The sequence below is a fragment of the Shewanella sp. NKUCC01_JLK genome (assembly GCF_019345615.1).
Taxonomy (GTDB): Bacteria; Pseudomonadota; Gammaproteobacteria; order Enterobacterales; family Shewanellaceae; genus Shewanella; species Shewanella oncorhynchi.
Window position 1 is genome coordinate 51,591 of sequence record NZ_JAHKRD010000012.1, and the last position, 18,843, is coordinate 70,433.

16 protein-coding genes and 1 pseudogene are annotated in these 18,843 nt (G+C 43.6%); 10 read left to right on the plus strand and 7 right to left on the minus strand.

Going from position 1 to position 18,843, the window contains the following annotated elements; translation table 11 throughout:
- Positions 1 to 133 precede the first annotated feature (133 nt).
- The 4 genes and pseudogenes from KO537_RS14050 to KO537_RS14065 all read left to right on the plus strand — a co-directional run bounded on the left by KO537_RS14050 (position 134) and on the right by KO537_RS14065 (position 2,475).
- Positions 134 to 400, plus strand: coding sequence for a helix-turn-helix domain-containing protein (locus tag KO537_RS14050; protein ID WP_219234683.1), 267 nt, complete (start codon positions 134 to 136; stop codon positions 398 to 400).
- Positions 400 to 1,707, plus strand: coding sequence for a type II toxin-antitoxin system HipA family toxin (locus tag KO537_RS14055; protein ID WP_219234684.1), 1,308 nt, complete (start codon positions 400 to 402; stop codon positions 1,705 to 1,707). Before KO537_RS14050 ends, KO537_RS14055 begins: the two co-directional genes overlap by 1 nt.
- A 6-nt stretch (positions 1,708 to 1,713) precedes the next feature.
- Positions 1,714 to 1,953 (plus strand): annotated as a pseudogene (locus KO537_RS14060) (LysR substrate-binding domain-containing protein); the annotation flags it as partial.
- Positions 1,954 to 2,118: 165 nt separating this feature from the next.
- Positions 2,119 to 2,475, plus strand: a complete 357-nt coding sequence (locus KO537_RS14065; RefSeq protein WP_219234685.1) for a hypothetical protein — start codon at positions 2,119 to 2,121, stop codon at positions 2,473 to 2,475.
- 280 nt (positions 2,476 to 2,755) lie between these two features.
- Here the strand turns inward: KO537_RS14065 and KO537_RS14070 are convergent, their stop codons facing one another.
- The 3 genes from KO537_RS14070 to KO537_RS14080 are packed head-to-tail and all read right to left on the minus strand — an operon-like array spanning position 2,756 to position 7,336.
- Complete coding sequence (locus KO537_RS14070; RefSeq protein ID WP_219234686.1) at positions 2,756 to 3,658, minus strand: hypothetical protein; 903 nt, start codon at positions 3,656 to 3,658, stop codon at positions 2,756 to 2,758.
- The gene (locus tag KO537_RS14075) at positions 3,655 to 6,087 is read right to left on the minus strand and encodes an ATP-binding protein (protein ID WP_219234687.1); all 2,433 of its coding nucleotides are present in this window, start codon (positions 6,085 to 6,087) and stop codon (positions 3,655 to 3,657) included. Before KO537_RS14075 ends, KO537_RS14070 begins: the two co-directional genes overlap by 4 nt.
- Positions 6,077 to 7,336 (minus strand): DNA cytosine methyltransferase, encoded by a 1,260-nt coding sequence (locus KO537_RS14080; protein ID WP_219234688.1) that lies wholly within the window; start codon positions 7,334 to 7,336, stop codon positions 6,077 to 6,079. The genes KO537_RS14075 and KO537_RS14080 overlap by 11 nt, the downstream gene beginning before the upstream one ends.
- 127 nt (positions 7,337 to 7,463) lie before the next feature.
- On the opposite strand from KO537_RS14080, the gene KO537_RS14085 reads away from it, so the two are divergent.
- Positions 7,464 to 7,694: a hypothetical protein gene (locus KO537_RS14085; RefSeq protein WP_219234689.1), complete on the plus strand. Its 231-nt coding sequence runs from the start codon at positions 7,464 to 7,466 to the stop codon at positions 7,692 to 7,694.
- 484 nt (positions 7,695 to 8,178) lie between these two features.
- On the opposite strand, the gene KO537_RS14090 is transcribed toward KO537_RS14085, so the two are convergent.
- A complete protein-coding gene (locus KO537_RS14090; protein WP_219234690.1) occupies positions 8,179 to 9,300 on the minus strand; it encodes a Fic family protein in 1,122 nt (373 codons plus the stop codon).
- Positions 9,301 to 9,970: 670 nt separating this feature from the next.
- Here KO537_RS14090 and KO537_RS14095 point away from each other — a divergent pair.
- The gene (locus KO537_RS14095; protein WP_219234691.1) at positions 9,971 to 10,804 is read left to right on the plus strand and encodes a sulfotransferase; all 834 of its coding nucleotides are present in this window, start codon (positions 9,971 to 9,973) and stop codon (positions 10,802 to 10,804) included.
- A 53-nt stretch (positions 10,805 to 10,857) separates the two neighbouring features.
- Here the strand turns inward: KO537_RS14095 and KO537_RS14100 are convergent, their stop codons facing one another.
- The 3 genes from KO537_RS14100 to KO537_RS14110 form a co-directional block, all read right to left on the minus strand.
- On the minus strand, positions 10,858 to 11,922 hold the full coding sequence (locus KO537_RS14100) for an aminoglycoside phosphotransferase family protein (protein ID WP_168826533.1): 1,065 nt from the start codon (positions 11,920 to 11,922) through the stop codon (positions 10,858 to 10,860).
- Complete coding sequence (locus tag KO537_RS14105) at positions 11,915 to 12,787, minus strand: NTP transferase domain-containing protein (RefSeq protein ID WP_219234692.1); 873 nt, start codon at positions 12,785 to 12,787, stop codon at positions 11,915 to 11,917. Before KO537_RS14105 ends, KO537_RS14100 begins: the two co-directional genes overlap by 8 nt.
- A 166-nt stretch (positions 12,788 to 12,953) precedes the next feature.
- The gene (locus KO537_RS14110; protein ID WP_219234693.1) at positions 12,954 to 14,666 is read right to left on the minus strand and encodes a hypothetical protein; all 1,713 of its coding nucleotides are present in this window, start codon (positions 14,664 to 14,666) and stop codon (positions 12,954 to 12,956) included.
- A 252-nt stretch (positions 14,667 to 14,918) separates the two neighbouring features.
- On the opposite strand from KO537_RS14110, the gene gmk reads away from it, so the two are divergent.
- Genes gmk through KO537_RS14130 form a run of 4 tightly spaced genes read left to right on the plus strand, consistent with a single transcriptional unit; the run spans position 14,919 to position 18,436 of the window.
- Positions 14,919 to 15,542, plus strand: coding sequence for a guanylate kinase (gene gmk, locus KO537_RS14115; RefSeq protein ID WP_105251162.1), 624 nt, complete (start codon positions 14,919 to 14,921; stop codon positions 15,540 to 15,542).
- 58 nt (positions 15,543 to 15,600) lie between these two features.
- Complete coding sequence (gene rpoZ, locus KO537_RS14120; RefSeq protein WP_007651394.1) at positions 15,601 to 15,879, plus strand: DNA-directed RNA polymerase subunit omega; 279 nt, start codon at positions 15,601 to 15,603, stop codon at positions 15,877 to 15,879.
- A gap of 42 nt (positions 15,880 to 15,921) precedes the next feature.
- Positions 15,922 to 18,027, plus strand: a complete 2,106-nt coding sequence (spoT, locus tag KO537_RS14125) for a bifunctional GTP diphosphokinase/guanosine-3',5'-bis pyrophosphate 3'-pyrophosphohydrolase (protein ID WP_219234694.1) — start codon at positions 15,922 to 15,924, stop codon at positions 18,025 to 18,027.
- Between the two features lie 25 nt (positions 18,028 to 18,052).
- The gene (locus tag KO537_RS14130; RefSeq protein ID WP_006079838.1) at positions 18,053 to 18,436 is read left to right on the plus strand and encodes a RidA family protein; all 384 of its coding nucleotides are present in this window, start codon (positions 18,053 to 18,055) and stop codon (positions 18,434 to 18,436) included.
- Positions 18,437 to 18,843: the final 407 nt, after the last annotated feature.

The window sequence follows — 18,843 nt, forward strand, 5'->3', positions numbered from 1 at the left end:
TAGCCACTATTTATACGCTACAACGTATATAAACAAATTATACGCTGTAACGTCTTAAACATTGACTATACGCTATAGCGTGTTAAGTTATGTTTATACTTTAAAGCGTATTGGGAAATAATGGGAATTCAAGATGAAGATCACCACAACCAAACAGCTTAGCGCTTATATACAAGATGTTCGCCAATCACAGGGACTCTCCCAGGCTAAAATTGGTGAGAAAATTGGCTTACGCCAAGGCACTATTTCCAACTTCGAACAGAATCCCGACAGCACTAAACTTGATACATTTTTCAAACTCTTATCAGCCCTCGAACTCGAAATAGAACTCAAACCTCGCAACGCGAGTGACAGTGATACAGGCTCAGCTGACAATAAGCAATGGGCTCAGGAGTGGTAATGGCAGCACTTGACGTTTATATGAATGGCTTTCTAGTCGGTACTTTCTCTAAAGAAGAAACAGGAGCCCATCGATTTCAATACAATAGCGACTGGCTGGCTATTCCAGGAAATCGCCCCATATCGTTGTCTATGCCTCTACGCCAACGCCATTATCAGGGCAATGAAGTTTATAACTTCTTTGATAACTTACTGCCTGACTCACCGGAAATTCGCCAGCGTATCCTCGCACGCTATCAAGCTAGTTCAACCCAACCCTTCGATTTACTGACTAAAGTCGGCCAAGATAGTGTCGGAGCCTTGCAACTGGTACCACAAGGTATTGAACCCGAAGACATTAAAAAAATTGAATGTGAACCACTGGATGACGCAGCCCTAGTACGGGTCTTAGCAGGTTACCAATCCAAGATCCCATTAGGCATGCTCGAAGAATATGACGATTTTCGGATCTCAGTTGCTGGAGCACAGGAAAAAACCGCCCTGCTGAAATATGATGGTCAGTGGTGTTTACCCCATGGTTCAACGCCAACCAGTCACATAATCAAACTCCCTATCGGCCAGATAATCACCCATTCCCACACCTTAGATCTATCGGACAGTGTCGAAAACGAGTACCTGTGCATATCTATTGCTCGAGAATATGGTTTACCTGTACCCGATTGCGAAATCCTTAAGGTTGGGAATATCAAAGCACTCGCTGTTGAACGCTTCGATCGCCGCTACGCAGCGGACAATAGTTGGCTGATGCGCCTACCACAGGAAGATTTTTGCCAAACCCTCAATATCCCCTCAGCGAGGAAATACGAGAACCAAGAGGGACCAGGCATTAGCGAGATAATGTACGTATTGATGGGATCGCTTGCCCCAGAAAGAGATCGGCGCATCTTCATGAAAGCACAAGTGTTATTTTGGTTACTGGCGGCGACAGACGGCCACGCTAAAAACTTTTCGCTATTTATCAGGCCCGAAGGAAAATACGAGCTTACCCCACTCTACGACATCATCTCCGTTTATCCAGTGCTGGGTGGTACAGGACTTAACATCCGCGATGCGAAACTGGCCATGGGACTGACAGCCACTAAAGGGAAAAAATACCAGATTGAACAAATCTTTCCCCGCCATTTTCTCGCTACGGCAAATCGAGTCGGCTTTAGTCAACAAGCCATGAACGAGCTTCTTGAGGAGTTTGTTGAAAAAACGCCTATGGTTATCCAACGGATACAAGCGCAACTGCCAGATGATTTCCCCCCACATATCCAGCACAGCATCCTGAACGGGTTAGAGCATAGGGTAAGGCGACTGCTATAACAGCGCTCAAATAGTGATGCCATCCACCAAGCCACACTCGATGGTTTAGGCATAGCCAATATGCCCCGTTTCATGGTCGACGCCGACTTACAAGCAGGCCGCCTACAAGCCTTGCTCGCAGACCGCCCACTCCCCGAACACGGCATTTACGCGGTTTATCCACAGCGAAAACATTTGCCGACTACGGTGAGTGTATTGATAGCGTTTTTGATGGAGTTGTTAGTAAAGAGATTGGGCAATGATTAGATAGGGTTAACGATAAAAACGGCTTTAAAAAAGGGTTATAACGAATACAACCACAAAGCTAAAAAAGACTAACTTAAAACAGGCTTAAACCATATAAAACAGCACATTAAATAGCCTGCTCAACTATAATAATAGTCAGTCTAACTGACTATTTAAGGCAGAAATATGAGCGCTTATCATCAAACATTTGGCTATGAATTTGATCTTGGTTTCGACCTGAGCCAATACCCATTTCTTATCGACAAAAGCTATCAAAATGACATGTGTCCAAGCTTTTATTTCAAACGAAAAAGCGGCTACTTTATTCTTTGGGTAGACTATGCCGACCCCATTTGTCGCGAAGAAGATTATCCCCGCTACACCATCATTTCAGCCGTAAATGACGGCGACAATCTACACCCAGAAATTCGTACCGCTTCTCAGCCAACACTGCAGCTTGAATTCGAACAGCCCAGTGCAATCATTGATTATTTAGAGCAGATAAAACTGCAACTGAGCGCCAAGGTCGTTTCAATACGGTAACCACGACATAAATGCTCAACTAACAAAAGAAAACTGTTCGATGTGACTCATAGTCCGTGGAACATACAACAGCAATGACTGAAAATATAAGCCCACATCATGGAATACCAATCCGTTAGCCAAAAATAAGTTTATGTTAGAGAATAAGAATATAAACTCAGCTTATATTTTACCCATGAAACGCGTAATAAAAATACATCATTAAATTTATAAAAATTAGACCAATTATAATAGATTTACACAGAGCCAAATCAATATGAATCCACAAAAATTAGCACATTCAAATATTAGAAATCTTCAAAAAAACATCTTTATAATCTAACACTTTATGTCTCAACCCTAAAAAATCATCCAAACTAAACTCATATTGCTTTAAATTATTTTTTAAAGTGTATTTACCTTCAGAGAAAGAGATTTCCATTGAGTGAGCGAGCTTATTCCTTGGCTCAATAATATCTTTTTTATAGCCATCTAAAATACCTAAATATGCATATAATTGTTCATCATCAAAATCTGAAAGAATATCAATCAACAATGAAATCTTTGGGTCGCTAGATAGTAAACCCGTATGTCTTTCAATATCTGCACACGCTTTAACACTTTCTATTTTACTTATAGATTTCTGATGATAAGAACGCGCAACTTCAATCACAGAGGCTAAATACTTAGATTTAAGAGCTTCATCATTAATCTTTTTAAAACTAGAATGAATTATATCATCAATTAAGTGGTCAAAATCCGCTACGGCGGCCAAATACAACCCCCGCATCTGATTTAAATCTAGAGTTTTCTTCAGTCTAGATTCAATTAATGTTGACAAATTAGCAGGCAAATTATTTCTACTAACACAATAAACCCCATCTGAATTGATTTTATTCCGTAACTCCTGAGGAGTTTCACTACTATAAAAAACTATATCAACAGAGGTACAATGACGTCGAATAATTTTAATTATATCACTACCATTCATTGCATCCGGTTGCATTTTATAATCAACAACCAACAAATCAAAGTCATCTCTAACTAAAGTTTTCCTCAAACAACTATCACTATCAACCTTTTGCATCTGCTTCAGCTCAAGCTCAAAACCCATTCTGGCGAGTTTTATCTTAATATGTTCCTGAGCTGCTGAAACTTGATTCTGACGGTCATCAATCCATAATACTTTATAAGTCAATTTCACTTTGCAAACCTCATTGTTAGCATTGCTCCGTTTTTAAATGAAAGGTCAGCATGAATACTTCCGCCCATATTATTAACAACTTGTTTTACATGATACAACCCCAATCCTGAACCATCAGTCGTAGTTACACCAATATCAAAAATACGATTAATATCCACTTTTAAATGCTCTGCAAAACCGTATCCATCATCATATACATCTATTTGCAATCGGTTTTTTTCATACAAATGAGAGTGAAAAGTAATTTTAGTGCACCCAGTATTAGGTTTTGAAGCATTATGAACTAAATTATCTATAACAATCATAAGTTCCAGTGGCATAAAGTTCATTACCCACTCTACTCCATCTGAATCCCAATAAACATCTATGTCTGGTTCATATTGGCTAACGACACTCTCTAAATACTGCTTAGAAAAATTAACAACGTCATCCGTAATTTCTTCAGCACTCAACCTATAATCAGCAACAGTTGCTATTCTAGAAATTGTAAGTATCTGTTGATTTTTGAAACTAACAGTTTCCAAAAGTTGCTTCAGACTTTCCTTATTAAAATCTTGCCCCCGATTTATTTTATCCAAATTTAGCTGAAGTAAATGATTTATACTTGATGAATAAATTCCAATTTGATGATGAAAATTTCTAATAGTATCCAAATCAACAGATGTTACTTTAGTAAGAAAAAGCGTCCTTTTCTTCTCTTCATTGAAAGCTCTTTCTATAATCTCAAGATTGTGTTCAGTTCTCTCAAGATTTCGTTCAGCAGCCTCCCTAGCATCTCTATCAATTTTTGCTTGAAGTTCTGCTTTTTCCCTGATGAATCGTTCACGCTCAGCCTCTTTTCGAGATAGCTCCTCCGCTTCCTTCAAAGCTCTAAACTGCGTAAGAGCTGAATCAATTTTATTTTGCAAGTAATCATCATTTGATTTTTTTGAAAGCTGCTGCAAATTAATAATTGTTTCTTCAAATGAGTCATTTCTAACACTAATAATATCGATCAATTTTTCACTATATTCAATTAATTCTACATCTTTACCAGATATTAATTTTGCTAAAACTCTTACAACCCTACTTTTACCTTGATCTGTCAAAATTCTCGATAGATTATCTGATTCCGCATCTAATTTATCAACCCAAGACACATTAACAACATAGGCCTCCAGTCTCTTAATCGCTTTGTCAAAAACTAAACTTCTAAGCTGCTCTGCTGCAGGAGTATTTATTAAACCCTTGTCTCGACTACTTGCCTCTTTGAAAATATCAGTTTTATCACTAATTTCAATAAGGCCGAGCAACTCTCTTGTTCCAAGAAATCGACTATACCCTTGAGTTTTCCTGCTATTTAAACCCAAAAAAGAATCATCATCAGGCTCACCGATTGGAAAAACCCGAAAACCATTATTAAATAGGAATATAGAACCAAACTGTGTATTAGGAACACCCATCGACTTTGTGAAATTTGATTTTGCAATTGTATTCATATAATAAAGTTCAACACTAATATTACTTGTTGACAAAAAACAAAAACTTAAAGGTTCTTTTATTCTGTAGACTACCTCTCCCCGATCTATAAGCTCACTGTATATGTACTCTTTATTTTCAGATAAACTTACTTTTATTCTAGTTGTCTTTTTAGCTAATTTATCAAAAACTAAATTATCAACTCTCCCATTAACAATTCCTAAATAAGGAGAGCTTTTGTCTACTCCTTCTACGCCTGCATCATCGTCATCAATATCATCTAATTGTTTTTTATCAGAAGCAGTTTCTTTTGGTGCATGAATAAAAACGGAAAAATCTTTTTTTACACCAAAAGGATCAATTAATTTTGCAATAGATGACTTTAATCTTAATAATTTTTTTCGGTCCCAACTATCAACTTCACGTAAGGATGTTATTTTCAAAACAGTCCCTGAAAGCATTGAAAAATTAAGTATCCCAGTTGGTAATTCAAATATATCTATCGGTTCATATTGAACATCAACATCTTCGAATCTATTTTTTTGGTCTACCTCAAACGCATCCCAATCAAGTGATATTTGATTTACTTTATCTTCACATTCTGTTTTAGATTGAATTTTTAACCTTGAGCCTAACCTATCACAAGAAAATCTTCCAACACCCTTATTTCCAGCGTAATAGCCTCTTTTAGACCGAATGTTATTCCTGTAATCTAAGTCTAAATCAACATCCTCGCTATTATCAGATTTAGCAGAATAAGCCACAAAAAGCCATTTATTTGCAATGTCATCTTTAGACATTCCTTTGCCATTATCAATTATATATATCTCATCCTTCCCGAAAAATATATCTACTCTATCGGCATAAGCATCAAAAGAGTTTTTAACCAACTCAAAAATTGCAACGAAATCATCCGTAATTAAATCTTTCCCTATTATATTTTTCAAACCAGAGCTAATTTTAAATTTCATATACAGCATTTCCTTTGCTCATTACACATGAAAAAAGATAACCTAATACCTCACCCAATAAAGGTGGCACTGCATTTCCTACCTGAGTATATCTAGGACATTCCTGAGTGCGTCTTTCTCCACCAGTAGTGTATTTCCCCTTAAACTCAAAACTGTCAGGAAAAGACTGAATTCTTGCGCTCTCTCTTACTGTTAATATTCTTGGTTCAGAATAATGCAGTAGATCATCTGGGAGTGTCGTTAATGTCTTAGATGGTGCATTAGGGTCTAGCACAGTTCGTGCTTGCTTCTTAGTGCCAAGTATAGTTTGTTCTGCTTTACTTAAAGCGATTCCTGGACGACACAACAACTGAGCACGGATAAAAGAATCTATTGTCGTTGTTTTATGTCTAGCAAGGCGTAAGCTATTAGGTTTTCGTTTACCCATCCCTTTTCGCATAAGCTTTTGATACGCAGTAAGAGACTGAGGCTGTATATAATCAAGCTTTTTAAACCCGCTAGCCAAACTGCCGGAATGATGTACAAGAGTTGCATTTGTTATTTCTAAATCACTGATCGCATGCTTCGCCGAAACCTCTGACAAAGGCAAACCATTACTCTTCAAAAATATCGGACGAATATTTTCAAGTATATCGAAGGGATCAATCTGTGGTAAATCGTTCCGAATACCAATCATAATAAAGCGTACACGCTGCTGTGGTACACCAAATCGTTTACTGTGAACATAATCGGTATAGACGTTATATCCAAGCTTTTCGAGCCTTGCTTTTACGACCATTGAATAAGGTTTTTTAGCCTTTTCACCCTGAGCATTAATAAATTTACTATTAAACCCGCGTACATTCTCAAGCACGAGATATTTAGGTTTAATAAGCTCAACCATCTTTATATATTCATTTGAGAGTTGATTGCGAGGGTCTTTAGGATTACGACGTCCAGCCATTGAAAAACCTTGGCAAGGTGGGCCTCCGGCAATTAAATCTACTTTGCCAGAGAGTAACGCTAATTGCTCACGGTAGTGCTCGAGTAGATCTTGAATGGTTGTTTCTTTTTTAGGTAACCATTCAGGCCAGTCAAAATGACCATGTTTGCTGTCGATAAGATTATGCCTGAAGGTATCAAACGCCATTGCATCTTTTTCAACTGCAAAAACTCCCTTCCAACCCGCCTTTCCTAAGCCAAGCGAAAAGCCACCACATCCAGAGAATAGGTCAATGTACGTCCCTGCATTCTTATCTAAATCTGTCATTAAAGCGGTAATCCAAGAAATTCAACACCTTAAAAAAGGTGGTTCTTATAGTAATTTATTTTTTGTTATCATACGCTAAAGGTATGTGTAGTCAAAAATTTGTACAAGAATTGATAAGGACGTATCTATGGCAATTGTTAGAGACTTAATTAAATTAGAAATGGAAAAACAAAGTACCCATAGCGAAGTAAAAGCTACATATTCGGTCGTGACTACAGAGGAAGGAACCTTCTTACAGATTGATACTTATGGTTCAACATCACGTGAAATTCTCGGAAAGAAAAGTCAGTCTATCCGTTTATCTAGAGATGCAATCACTCAATTAGTACAAATTATTAACGACAATAAATTAATTTAGTCATGTAGCGCTGCTCATCGTCCAACTGACTCTAAATTATATAAGATATTGATTAATTGAAGATATGCTGGAGTTTGAACAGACTCGCTATACTTATTGAAAATGCCGCCGACAGCCTGAATAATTGTAGTCGAGCCTGCAGGGAAGCCACTTTGTAAACCAATAAACGCCGTATCACTTAGATTATTGTACCGACTATTATAACCTCCCAAGATGAAGTGGACTCAGATCACTGAAACGACCAATTTCCCACTCGGCAATAAGCGTCTGGTACTGAGGTCGCCAGCGTCGACTTTGAGCCAGAATCTATCTCAAATTTCTATTAAGCAATTGGTTCTACTAGCTAACAGATATGCGCGAATGCTAACAGGATTAAGCACTAGCATGGAAGTGACCATCCGTGACAGGACGTCACGGTTGAGCATCCAGGGATGGACTTGCTGCGAGTCACTGGAATGCAAGTGCTTGATAATATGCCTAACCCTTATCGTTTCAAACTGAGTGGCAATAAGTATCTGGTACTTCGGCCGCCGGCGTCGGCTTTAACTAAAAACCGCTGTTCAACCATTTGCGCAAGATGACGGGTGGCGGTGGCGCGACTCACCTTCGCGACTTTTTGGTACTGGCTACTATTAATCCCTAGTTCAAAATCGCCGTCTAACATGCGATTGAGTACTTTGGCTTGCTCTTGACTCAATAAAGATTGGTCGACACTTTGCCAATACTGAGTTTTCGACAGCGTTCTGCTCACATCTGCCATCGCATTGAGTAAGCAATCATTGAGGGTTTCAAAAAACCAGACTAACCAAGGAGTAATATCGACATCGCCCCTTTGAGTGGACTCTAAAATGTCATAGTAGGTTTGGCGACGGGCAAGAATACTGACCGACATAGCGTAAAAACGAATCGAGCGTTTCTCCGCTTGCGCCAGAGCTAAATCAGTCAATAAGCGCGTGATGCGCCCATTACCATCATCAAGTGGATGAAGAGTAACAAACCAAAGATGTGTTATCGCCGCACGGATAAGCGGATCTAAAGCCTGCGCTTGCCGTGAAGCATTAAACCATTCGATAAACTGCGAGAGTTCAGCATCCAAGACTGCTCTAGAAGGTGCCTCAAAATGCACTGTTGGTTTATCAATGCGGCCAGAGACAACCTGCATAGGTGTATCGCCACGCAGCGTTCCGCCAATAACAGGGTTAAGTAATGTGTAACCCAGCGGAAATAACTGCTGATGCCAGCCCAATATCCGTTCGAGGGTTAATTCAGTCTCTAAATTTTTTAAGGCATCGAGCATCATATCAGCCAAACCATCGGTTTGCGCTGTTGTCGGATACGGTTTGCCTTCAGTCACGCCGAGTTTTTTAGCTAAGGATGAGCGCACCGAAGCCGCATTGAGCGTTTCACCTTCGATGGCACTGGAATGGATAATGTTAGCGAGTAAGATGTCGAGTGTAGCGTCTGAAGTTAATAGGCTGTTGTCGTGACTTAGCAGTTGCTTGCCAAGCAGTTGGCCCTGATTGAAATAGACCTGACGCAGCAAGGCATCAATGCTGCTGGTGTTCCAATGAAACTTAGGCCAATCGGCTTGCTGCCAAATCCACATATCTACCCCATGAGTCGAATAATAAGCCTATTCTACTCACATAATGAGGCGAATAACAAACCTATTCGCCTCACATTATGAGTTAAATAGCGCTAATAATCGCCTCATCAATACCAATATGGCTATGCAATGCAGGGAAATGAGCCTTGTTGGTAATCCGGGATCTCGTTTCTAAGCCTTGCGGTCATCCACTTGCTATTATTGTGCAGCTACAGTGCAGCTATCATACAATTTAGTGGCGCCTTTACTGTGGCGCATTGCCGTTGTTCGTGACTTTTATGTATATACCCAAGCTACCTGAATATACGAGTTTCAGAGCGTCTAGGGTGATTCAATTCAAGGCGCATCAATGACAGAATGTCGGCCACCTTTTGAATTGATGCAACACGGAAGTGGAGTGCCCTAGGCGCTCCGTCCCGGCGGGTTTTAACGCACTTTATGCTGTGTTGGTTATTTTTAACTTAGCCCGCTAGGTCTGCAAATAACCGCCTTGCCTAAAGTGCGTTAAACTCCCGCTGAATCCTGCATCTTCAGGTTGTTTGGGTATACTACCGACAAAGCCTTCGCGCTGAGATATAATGCCGCCGCTGATTTGACACGCCAATGTGAAACGCCGAGGTTGAAACTTACGGCTTTACCGCACCGCTGACACACATTCTGAGCCTAACCTATGTCTGATAACGCCAACAATTCACCAACCTCTACTCACGTACAATGTACTGCTAATGCACGGCGTATCAGCAATGTTCAACCTACTGGTCATTCACAGATTGCGACGCCAGATGCAATGTATCCAGTCCAGTCGAATGCGCTCAGTGACGAACAGATAAAGGTGAAAAAACAGAAGGTCTTTATCATAGGTTTGCCACGCACGGGCACCACGAGTGTAAGTGTGGCGCTGTTGGAGCAAGGGCTAAAAGTGGCACACATGGCCTTTACTAAGCAGGCATTTATGCTGGCCGACGCCGTGTCCGACACGCCTTGTTTCAGCGATTATCAGCAGTTGGATTTATTATTTCCCGAGGCAGTGTTTGTCTATCTCGACCGCGATATCAATACTTGGTTGCCTTCGATGCAGATGTTACTTGGTAAAATGGCGCCCCATTTGGATGAAAAAACAGGCCGCTTCCATCCAATATTAAAGCGCAGTTTTAGGCATACTTTCGCCATAGATAAAGTGGCGGAACCTGCCAGCAGTGAGCACTTAATTGCTTGTTATCAAAAGCATCAGCAAGAAGTGTTCACTTACTTTAATGGGCGGGAAGACTTTATTTCAATCGATGTGAGCCATGCAGGAAGCTTAAGTCAGTTACTGCAATTTTTGGGAATGGAAGCAAACGCGGAGAATCGCGATGTCGCATTAGGTTTAAGCGAGCCGCTGAGTTTCCCTAAACTTAACGTGGGCCGCAACGTGGCAAGTTGGGGCGAATATAAACACCCCAACAAGGTCAACACCAATAGCGCAGGCCCACAAAGCCGTAAGTTTTTCGACTACACGCTTTAACAATGCATTGGATCAGTACACAAATACCAATGCACAGATATCCAAGCGCTGAATTAAAAATTAGCTTTAAGCACAGCCTCTTGGTCGAGCAAGCTTTGGTACAAGGTAAACTGGTTGGCGGCGCGGTCTAAATTATGGCCTTCGCGGTGGATGTGGAAATACACATCACCGTTAAGATAATCCGTTAAAAAACGCACACCTATCATCAAACAAATCACCCGAGCACCGAGCCACAGACTGCGCTTTTCGTCTTCCGTTAAAACGTCACCCAACTCGCTCAAGTAGCCACGGCAAATCGCGGCGAAGATGTCTTGACGCACTTGGACTTTATCCAAGGCCGTAGAGTCTTCCTCCTCTGGCGAGCAGAAAGTGCGGACCATGTCGCCAAAGTCATACATAAGATGACCTTTCATACAGGTATCTAAATCGATAATCGCCATGCTGGACATGTCGCGTTTATCAAAAAGCATGTTATTGATTTTAGTGTCGTTATGACAAATTCGCAGTGGCAGCTTTGGCGATATTTCTGCAAGTTCATCCAGCAAAGCCTGCTGAGATAACGCGTAATCGACCCAATGACGGCAGAGCGCTAAACGATGTTGACTATCGAGTTCAGCGGCCTGCTTTAGTAAGGCCATGCGTCCCGGTAAATGGTGAAATTGAGGGATCACATCTTCAAGCTCTGTCGCATCAAAATCACTCAAGGCTGAGGCAAAATGCCCAAAGGCCTTGGCCGCCATTTCCGCTTCTTGTTCCGACTTAACCACTTCAATGCTGAGACTATGGGGCAAGTAACTGATCGCACGCCAAAATCCTTGCTCGCCTAAATCGATAGCCAGCTCACCCTCTTGGGTTAAACATGGGCTAACGACTTTAAGGCCGTATTGTTGCTGCAATGACTTAGCGCATAAATGATGGCTAATTTTATCGGCATTGCAGACCAAAGCGTTGGGTGTTTTAAATACCTCAGTGTTAATTCGCTGCAATACCAATTCGCCCGCAGGCCAGCGCACTAAAAGGGTGTCATTGATGTGACCATTGCCGAGGGCAGAAATTTTCGCCTCGGCAGATTCAATACCAAAATGAGGCAACACTGACTGCCTGATGAGTTTAATCACTCAATAACTCCGTTAATTTTTGTTTTACCCAGACAGTGTCCTGCGGATAAGTCACGCCAAGCCATGGCTCACAGGCAACATCGACATAGACAGGCAAACCTTGCTCAATTCCCGCTTGTACTATGGCGGGTAAATAGCATTCAGACTTAGGTTGTTGCCCCTGTTGCCCGATAAATTCGGTTAATTCACGTTTAATAACATCAAATATGTTTGGGGAGAAGCCCCAGCATGTCATAGATACCAAGGACTGCGCCGGCAAATTAGCATGACCCTGCGGGCAATCACCCATTAAGTGGCCTGCTTGCTCGGCGATATTAAGCCATTCGGCGACCGATTTAAGCTGACCATTTTCAACCTGACACAAACCACGGTTAACGCCACCGTACTCCGACAACGTGAGTTCTATGGGATAGGCCACCATCATCCACTCAGTTGGCCTAGTGCTTAAGCCTTTGGCTAAGGAAGCAAAAGCACTATCGCCATAAAAATCATCGGCATTGATAACGGCCATTGGCCCTTTAACGAGATGGCGCGCACTCCAGAGTGCATGGGCCGTGCCCCAAGGTTTAAGCCTGTGGCTAAGATCCGCCAACTGCGCCGCTTTGGGTAAATCCGTTAAGACTTGATAGCAAAAATGATATTCAAAATCGGCTGGCAAAAATCGTGTCAGGATCTCAGTTAATTCACTTTCTAACTCTGGGCGGATCACCAGCACAGCACGCTGAAAACCACTGCGAATAGCCGACATGATTGATAGCACCAACATGGGTTCACCCGCGGGGCCGAGTGCCGCCAATTGCTTATCGCCGCCGAAACGACTACCTAGCCCCGCAGCCATAATGACTAAGGTCAATTCTGTATTCATGCTGGATTGATATATTCAGTTCAAATTTAAAAGTGTTTCCCCAAACCGCAGCGACCTAAACAACCTAAAGTACGGTTTGAGAAAAAGAGGAGCAAAAGTGTAATCTACCCCTCTAATTGTGACTAGCATTTCAGCAGAATTTTTATCGACTTAGCTGCAGACTTTTTTAACGAGCAATATAATCGCCAAAGGTGCGATTTTGTTCCAATATCGCTTGGCTGCCCTTAAGACTGAACTTATAACCACACAGGCTAATATTACCTCGACGGGCGAGGTCAATAATGATGGCCTGAGTATCGAGTGGTGAGAATCGCGCCTCTGAAGCGGAATCCGCTTTCAGATCCACAGTCACAGGACGATAGTCAGTGCCATTGTTAAAGGATAAGACGCTGCAAGTTTTATCTCCCTTTGCCGTCGCTAAGGACCACAGGTTTTGTGCTTTACCTTTCTCACCGAGCCAACGCATGATCAAGATGTCATCCTCCAGCGCCACAGAAAAACCGTCCGGTAACGCGAGCGTCACCCGCTCACCCGCATAGGGCGCAATCGCGTTAACCGTGACAACTTCTGCACCATCACCCGTCTCTGCGTCACCATTTGGCCAAAGTCCCCACACCAAGGCAATCAAGAGCACCACGCCACAGCCAATTCCTGCTGGGCGCCAATAACGGCGTTCCACTTTCGGCAGTTTAATCTTAGGCAACACCAAGAAACGCTTTAGTGGCGCCAAAAACTCAAATAAACCGCGAAATAGCTCGGTCATCGAACCAGAATCTTTTGCTTCGGCGCGGCGCTGACGCACTTCTTCGGCATGATCTCTATCGTTAAAGCTGTCAGGCTCGTCATCTTCTTCGGCGGTAAAACGCCAACCGGGTTCAGCACTACGCTCGGCAGGATCTAATTGCGCCGCAGTAAAGTCGACATGTTTCAAATCAACATTGTCCACATCGACATCGACCAACTCAATGTGGGTCTGTTCAACGCGGCTAGTATTAGCAGGACGAAAATCCGCATGGCTGTCTGGTATCACAAAATCGGCAGGATTCTGCGTCATTCGAGTTAACGCATCAAAGCGCAGCTCATCTTGACGCAACGCCTCTCGCTCTGCCTCCGCCGCGCTAACACTCGGCTCAACCCTCGGCGATGTTAAAACAGATTCAACATGGGTAGACAAATCGACCTCTGGCTCAGACACAGTCTCAGCACTAATGGTTTGGGCATGAAGCTGCTCAACATGTGGTTCATGCCTTTCAGCTTGAGGTTGTGCTTGAATATGAGAGGTAGATTTTGCCGATTGTCTTACGGCAACGTCTTGAGCAACAATAGGTTTAGGATCAATGATGTTAGGATCTATGGCAGTTTTAGATGCCATGGCTTTAGGGTCTATAGTGTTAGGATCTACGATTTTAGGATCTATGGTTTTAGGTGCGATGGTTTTAGGAACGATAGTCGGTTCCACACGGCGCCTAGGCATTGCCTGTGATGTTGGTGCATCCAGCTCAGGACCGAAATAACCGTAGCGATAATCCACTATCGTTGGTGCAGGAAAGCGCCAGCCCCAAAATGTCAGTCCCGCGGCTAACACTAAACTCAATCCAATTAAGGCAATATGCACACCGGCCGCTAACAGGCCGATGAAAATTATTAACGGCAATAGAAATACGCCAATCAAGCCTTTTGACTTATCGGCATCGGCCAAACGACGCAAACTGGTGAGCCCTAATAAAGGTAGACCCAACAATGCCAGCAAATACATCAGAAAATTAGCCCCAAAAGCAGCGGCGGCAAATGCAATACAGACGTAAACGCCAACACTGATTGCGACAAAACGGGGACGAGAATCACGCCCGTAAAGGCAGAAAAGAGATTTTAACAGCACGACCCTTCCTTTATTGTTGTAAAAACGAGATACAAAAAGACACTCATTGCCTTATTCGCACGAGCGTAACCAATTTACCCGCAATTGTCAGTGCCTACGACCCAAGTCGGATAAAAATGCACATAATATCGAAGTAAATCTAAAATAGGCTTAAATTGCCAGCCAACAAGCCCTAGTATTTCTATGGTCAAAATCGGTATAATACTCGGCTTTCTGGGCCCTTCTTGCGTTAACCCATTGGATATTTAGCTCATGACCGCACGCGGAAATTTATTTATTGTGTCGGCGCCAAGTGGCGCAGGTAAATCCTCGTTGATTTCAGCCTTGCTTAAAGACAAGCCAGCCGACATGCAGGTTTCGGTATCTCATACCACCCGCGCACCACGCCCAGGTGAAGTTGATGGTCAACACTATCACTTCGTTAATGTTGAGCAATTCAAAGCCTTAATTGCTGAAAATGCCTTTTTTGAATGGGCAGAAGTGTTTGGCAATTACTATGGTACCTCGCGCCATGTAATCGAACATACGCTCACCCAAGGTATCGATGTTTTCCTCGATATCGACTGGCAAGGTGCCGAACAAGTTAAAGCCGTGATGCCAGAAGCCGTTGGTGTGTTTATTCTACCACCCTCTAAAGCCGAGCTAGAACGCCGCCTCACTGGTCGCGGACAAGACAGTAGCGATGTTATCGCCAGCCGTATGGCACAAGCCGTATCGGAAATGTCCCACTATAAAGAATATGATTTTATTATCGTCAACGACGATTTTGACACTGCCTTAGCCGATTTGCGTGCCATCATTCGCAGTCAGCGCTTAACAGGTGCTAGTCAGATCCACGCGCAAAATGATATGCTTCACGATCTGTTGGCAGGATAGCTGTCATAGTGTACAATTTTGCGTCATTTTTTCCCTAGATAAACTGGAGTTTCAACACATGGCTCGCGTAACTGTAGAAGACGCCGTAGAACAAATCGGCAACCGTTTTGATATGATCTTGGTTGCGGCGCGTCGTGCTCGCCAAATCGCCGTGCAGGGTAAAGACCCTATGGTTGAAGAGATGAACGACAAACCCACGGTTATCGCCCTGCGTGAAATCGAACTAGGTTTAGTTAATGCTCACACCTTAGATGCCGATGAGCGTCAAACGGTACGTGAACGTGAAGCCGCTGAAATTGCAGCGGTTGCAGCCATTGCTGAAGGTCGTTCATTATAGTTTTTGAGTAAAAACCTATTTAGGTAAAAGGAGAGCTGCCACTTGTATCTGTTTGAAGGTCTAAAGGAGTCTGCTTCCGGTTACTTAGAACCTGAACAGGTAGAATTGCTCAAGCAGGCGTACCAGATTGCGCGCGATGCCCACGAAGGGCAAATGCGCACGAGTGGCGAACCTTATATTACTCATCCGGTTGCGGTTGCCCGCATCCTTGCTGACATGCGTCTTGATCATGAGACGCTGATGGCAGCACTGCTCCACGACACTATCGAAGATACCCATGTCACCAAAGACGACTTAGCCGAACTATTCGGTGTCGCGGTGGCCGAACTCGTCGAAGGCGTGTCAAAACTCGATAAGCTTAAATTTCGCGACAAGAAAGAAGCTCAGGCTGAAAACTTCCGTAAAATGATGATGGCGATGACGCAGGATATCCGCGTTATCCTCATCAAGCTTGCCGATAGAACCCACAACATGCGTACCTTAGGCGCACTGCGTCCCGACAAACGTCGCCGTATCGCCCGCGAAACCTTAGAAATCTACGCGCCCATCGCTAACCGTCTCGGTATCCATAACATCAAGACAGAGTTAGAAGACTTAGGTTTCCAAGCGTATTACCCCATGCGATATCGGGTGCTTAAAGAAGTCGTTAAAGCCGCCCGTGGCAATCGCAAAGAATTGATCCAAGGCATCGAAGCCGCTGTGTATACGCGCTTAAACGATGCGGGTATTCCGGGAAAAGTCAAAGGTCGCGAGAAAAACCTCTACTCCATCTATAACAAGATGCAGAGTAAAGAGCTGCAATTCCAAGAAGTCATGGATATCTACGCCTTTAGGGTGATAGTCGATTCCATCGACACTTGTTATCGCGTACTCGGCGCCATGCATGGACTGTACAAACCTCGTCCCGGTCGTTTCAAAGATTATATCGCTATCCCTAAAGCCAACGGTTATCAGTCTCTCCATACCTCTTTATTTGGTCCACACGGCGTGCCCGTTGAGATCCAAATTCGTACCGAAGATATGGACCAGATGGCCGACAAAGGGGTTGCCGCACACTGGGCCTACAAAGGCGGTGCGCAAACAGGCCAAGGCACGACGACTCAAGTGCGTGCCCGTAAGTGGATGCAAAGCTTGTTGGAATTACAACAAAGCGCTAGCACCTCATTCGAATTCGTTGAAAACGTGAAGACGGAACTCTTCCCTGAAGAGATTTATGTGTTCACCCCTGAAGGTCGCATTCTAGAATTACCTGTCAATGCCACTGCAGTAGACTTTGCCTACGAAGTGCATACGGACGTGGGTAATACCTGCGTCGGTGCCCGCGTTAACCGCCAAGCCTATCCGCTTAGCCAACCGTTAATTTCAGGCCAAACCGTTGAAATTATTACCGCTAAAGGCGCACGTCCTAATGCCGCTTGGCTGAACTTTGTGGTAACCGGTAAGGCCCGCGCTAAAATCCGCCAAGTGCTGAAAAGCCTTAAGGGTGATGACGCGATTGCGCTCGGTCGCCGCCTGCTCAACCATGCGCTAGGCAAAACTAAACTCGACAACATTGCGCCTGAGCAGATTGAAAAAGTCATTCGCGATACTAAACATACGACGCTCGATTCGCTGCTCGCCGACATCGGCCTTGGCAATGCCATGAGTATTGTTATCGCCCAGCGTTTGATTGGCGATAATCTTGAGAATCAAGAGAGCCGCGACGGCCACATGATGCCAATTCGTGGCGCCGAAGGCATGCTCGTTACCTTCGCCAACTGTTGCCGCCCCATCCCAGGTGATGCCGTGATAGCCCACGTAAGCCAAGGTAAGGGCTTAGTGGTGCACATGGAAAACTGCGCCAATATTCGTGGTTATCAAGGCGAGCCAGACAAGTATATTCCCGTACAATGGGATAATGTTGAAGGCGTTGATTACCAAGCCAATCTGCGGGTCGAAATCGTTAACCACCAAGGTGCGCTGGCGAAGATCACCTCGATCATTGCCGCCGAAGGTTCAAACATTCACAACCTCAGCACTGAAGAACGTGATGGTCGCGTGTATTTGATCAACCTGCGGATTTCGGTGAAAGACAGGATACATTTAGCCAACGTAATGCGCCGAATAAGGGTACTGCCCGAAGTACTGCGCACATCCCGTAATCGTTAATTAACTCAACACTAGAGAGAGCGTCATGGCAGAAAAAATCATCATAGCGACCGAAAACGCCCCAGCGGCCATAGGCACTTATTCACAAGCGGTTAAAGTCGGCAGCACAGTGTATTTATCTGGCCAAATCCCGCTTGTGCCAAGCACAATGCAAATCGTCAGCGATGATTTTGAAGCGCAAGTCGTGCAAGTATTTGAAAACCTGACGGCGGTTTGTACTGCTGCGGGTGGTTCAATCAACGATATCGTTAAACTCAACATCTTCCTGATTGATTTAAGCCACTTCGCTAAAGTGAATGAAATCATGAGCCGTTACTTCAGCCAGCCATATCCAGCACGTGCTGCTATCGGCGTGAAGCAATTGCCGAAGGATTCTCAAGTTGAAATGGACGGCGTGATGGAGCTGTAAGCGCTAGCATTTCACCTTCTATAAACAAAAAGGCGCTACGGCGCCTTTTTGTTGCCAACACAATCCCCCCGCTCGCCACTCTCTTCATCTTGCTTTCATACCAATCACATTAAATATCTAATCAGTTCAGAGCCTCACAGGCATTTCAATCCAAGGCGCATTGACGCAGAAATGGTTATTCCCTTTTAAGTCAATGCAACACCGGAGTGGGATGCCTGTGTGACTCCCGAAGGGCGGCTGATGTTCACTACATGGCAACGTGCTTTATACTGCGTTTAAGGCTTTCGACAGAGCACCACTATGCCTTCAAGCCTTCGCCTTGTCTAAAGCGCGTTGAACTCCCGCTGAATGAACAGATATTTAATACGATTGGTATAACACTCAACTTGTAGGCTTTGCGCTCCATT

What these genes read in the sequence shown, in the direction of transcription:
- KO537_RS14050 (WP_219234683.1), top strand. Translation starts at nt 134, where the DNA reads ATGAAGATCACCACAACCAAACAGCTTAGCGCTTATATACAAGATGTT.
- KO537_RS14055 (WP_219234684.1), top strand. Translation starts at nt 400, where the DNA reads ATGGCAGCACTTGACGTTTATATGAATGGCTTTCTAGTCGGTACTTTC.
- KO537_RS14065 (WP_219234685.1), top strand. Translation starts at nt 2,119, where the DNA reads ATGAGCGCTTATCATCAAACATTTGGCTATGAATTTGATCTTGGTTTC.
- KO537_RS14075 (WP_219234687.1), bottom strand. Translation starts at nt 6,087, where the DNA reads ATGAAATTTAAAATTAGCTCTGGTTTGAAAAATATAATAGGGAAAGAT.
- KO537_RS14080 (WP_219234688.1), bottom strand. Translation starts at nt 7,336, where the DNA reads ATGACAGATTTAGATAAGAATGCAGGGACGTACATTGACCTATTCTCT.
- KO537_RS14085 (WP_219234689.1), top strand. Translation starts at nt 7,464, where the DNA reads ATGGCAATTGTTAGAGACTTAATTAAATTAGAAATGGAAAAACAAAGT.
- KO537_RS14090 (WP_219234690.1), bottom strand. Translation starts at nt 9,300, where the DNA reads ATGTGGATTTGGCAGCAAGCCGATTGGCCTAAGTTTCATTGGAACACC.
- KO537_RS14095 (WP_219234691.1), top strand. Translation starts at nt 9,971, where the DNA reads ATGTCTGATAACGCCAACAATTCACCAACCTCTACTCACGTACAATGT.
- KO537_RS14105 (WP_219234692.1), bottom strand. Translation starts at nt 12,787, where the DNA reads ATGAATACAGAATTGACCTTAGTCATTATGGCTGCGGGGCTAGGTAGT.
- gmk (WP_105251162.1), top strand. Translation starts at nt 14,919, where the DNA reads ATGACCGCACGCGGAAATTTATTTATTGTGTCGGCGCCAAGTGGCGCA.
- rpoZ (WP_007651394.1), top strand. Translation starts at nt 15,601, where the DNA reads ATGGCTCGCGTAACTGTAGAAGACGCCGTAGAACAAATCGGCAACCGT.
- KO537_RS14130 (WP_006079838.1), top strand. Translation starts at nt 18,053, where the DNA reads ATGGCAGAAAAAATCATCATAGCGACCGAAAACGCCCCAGCGGCCATA.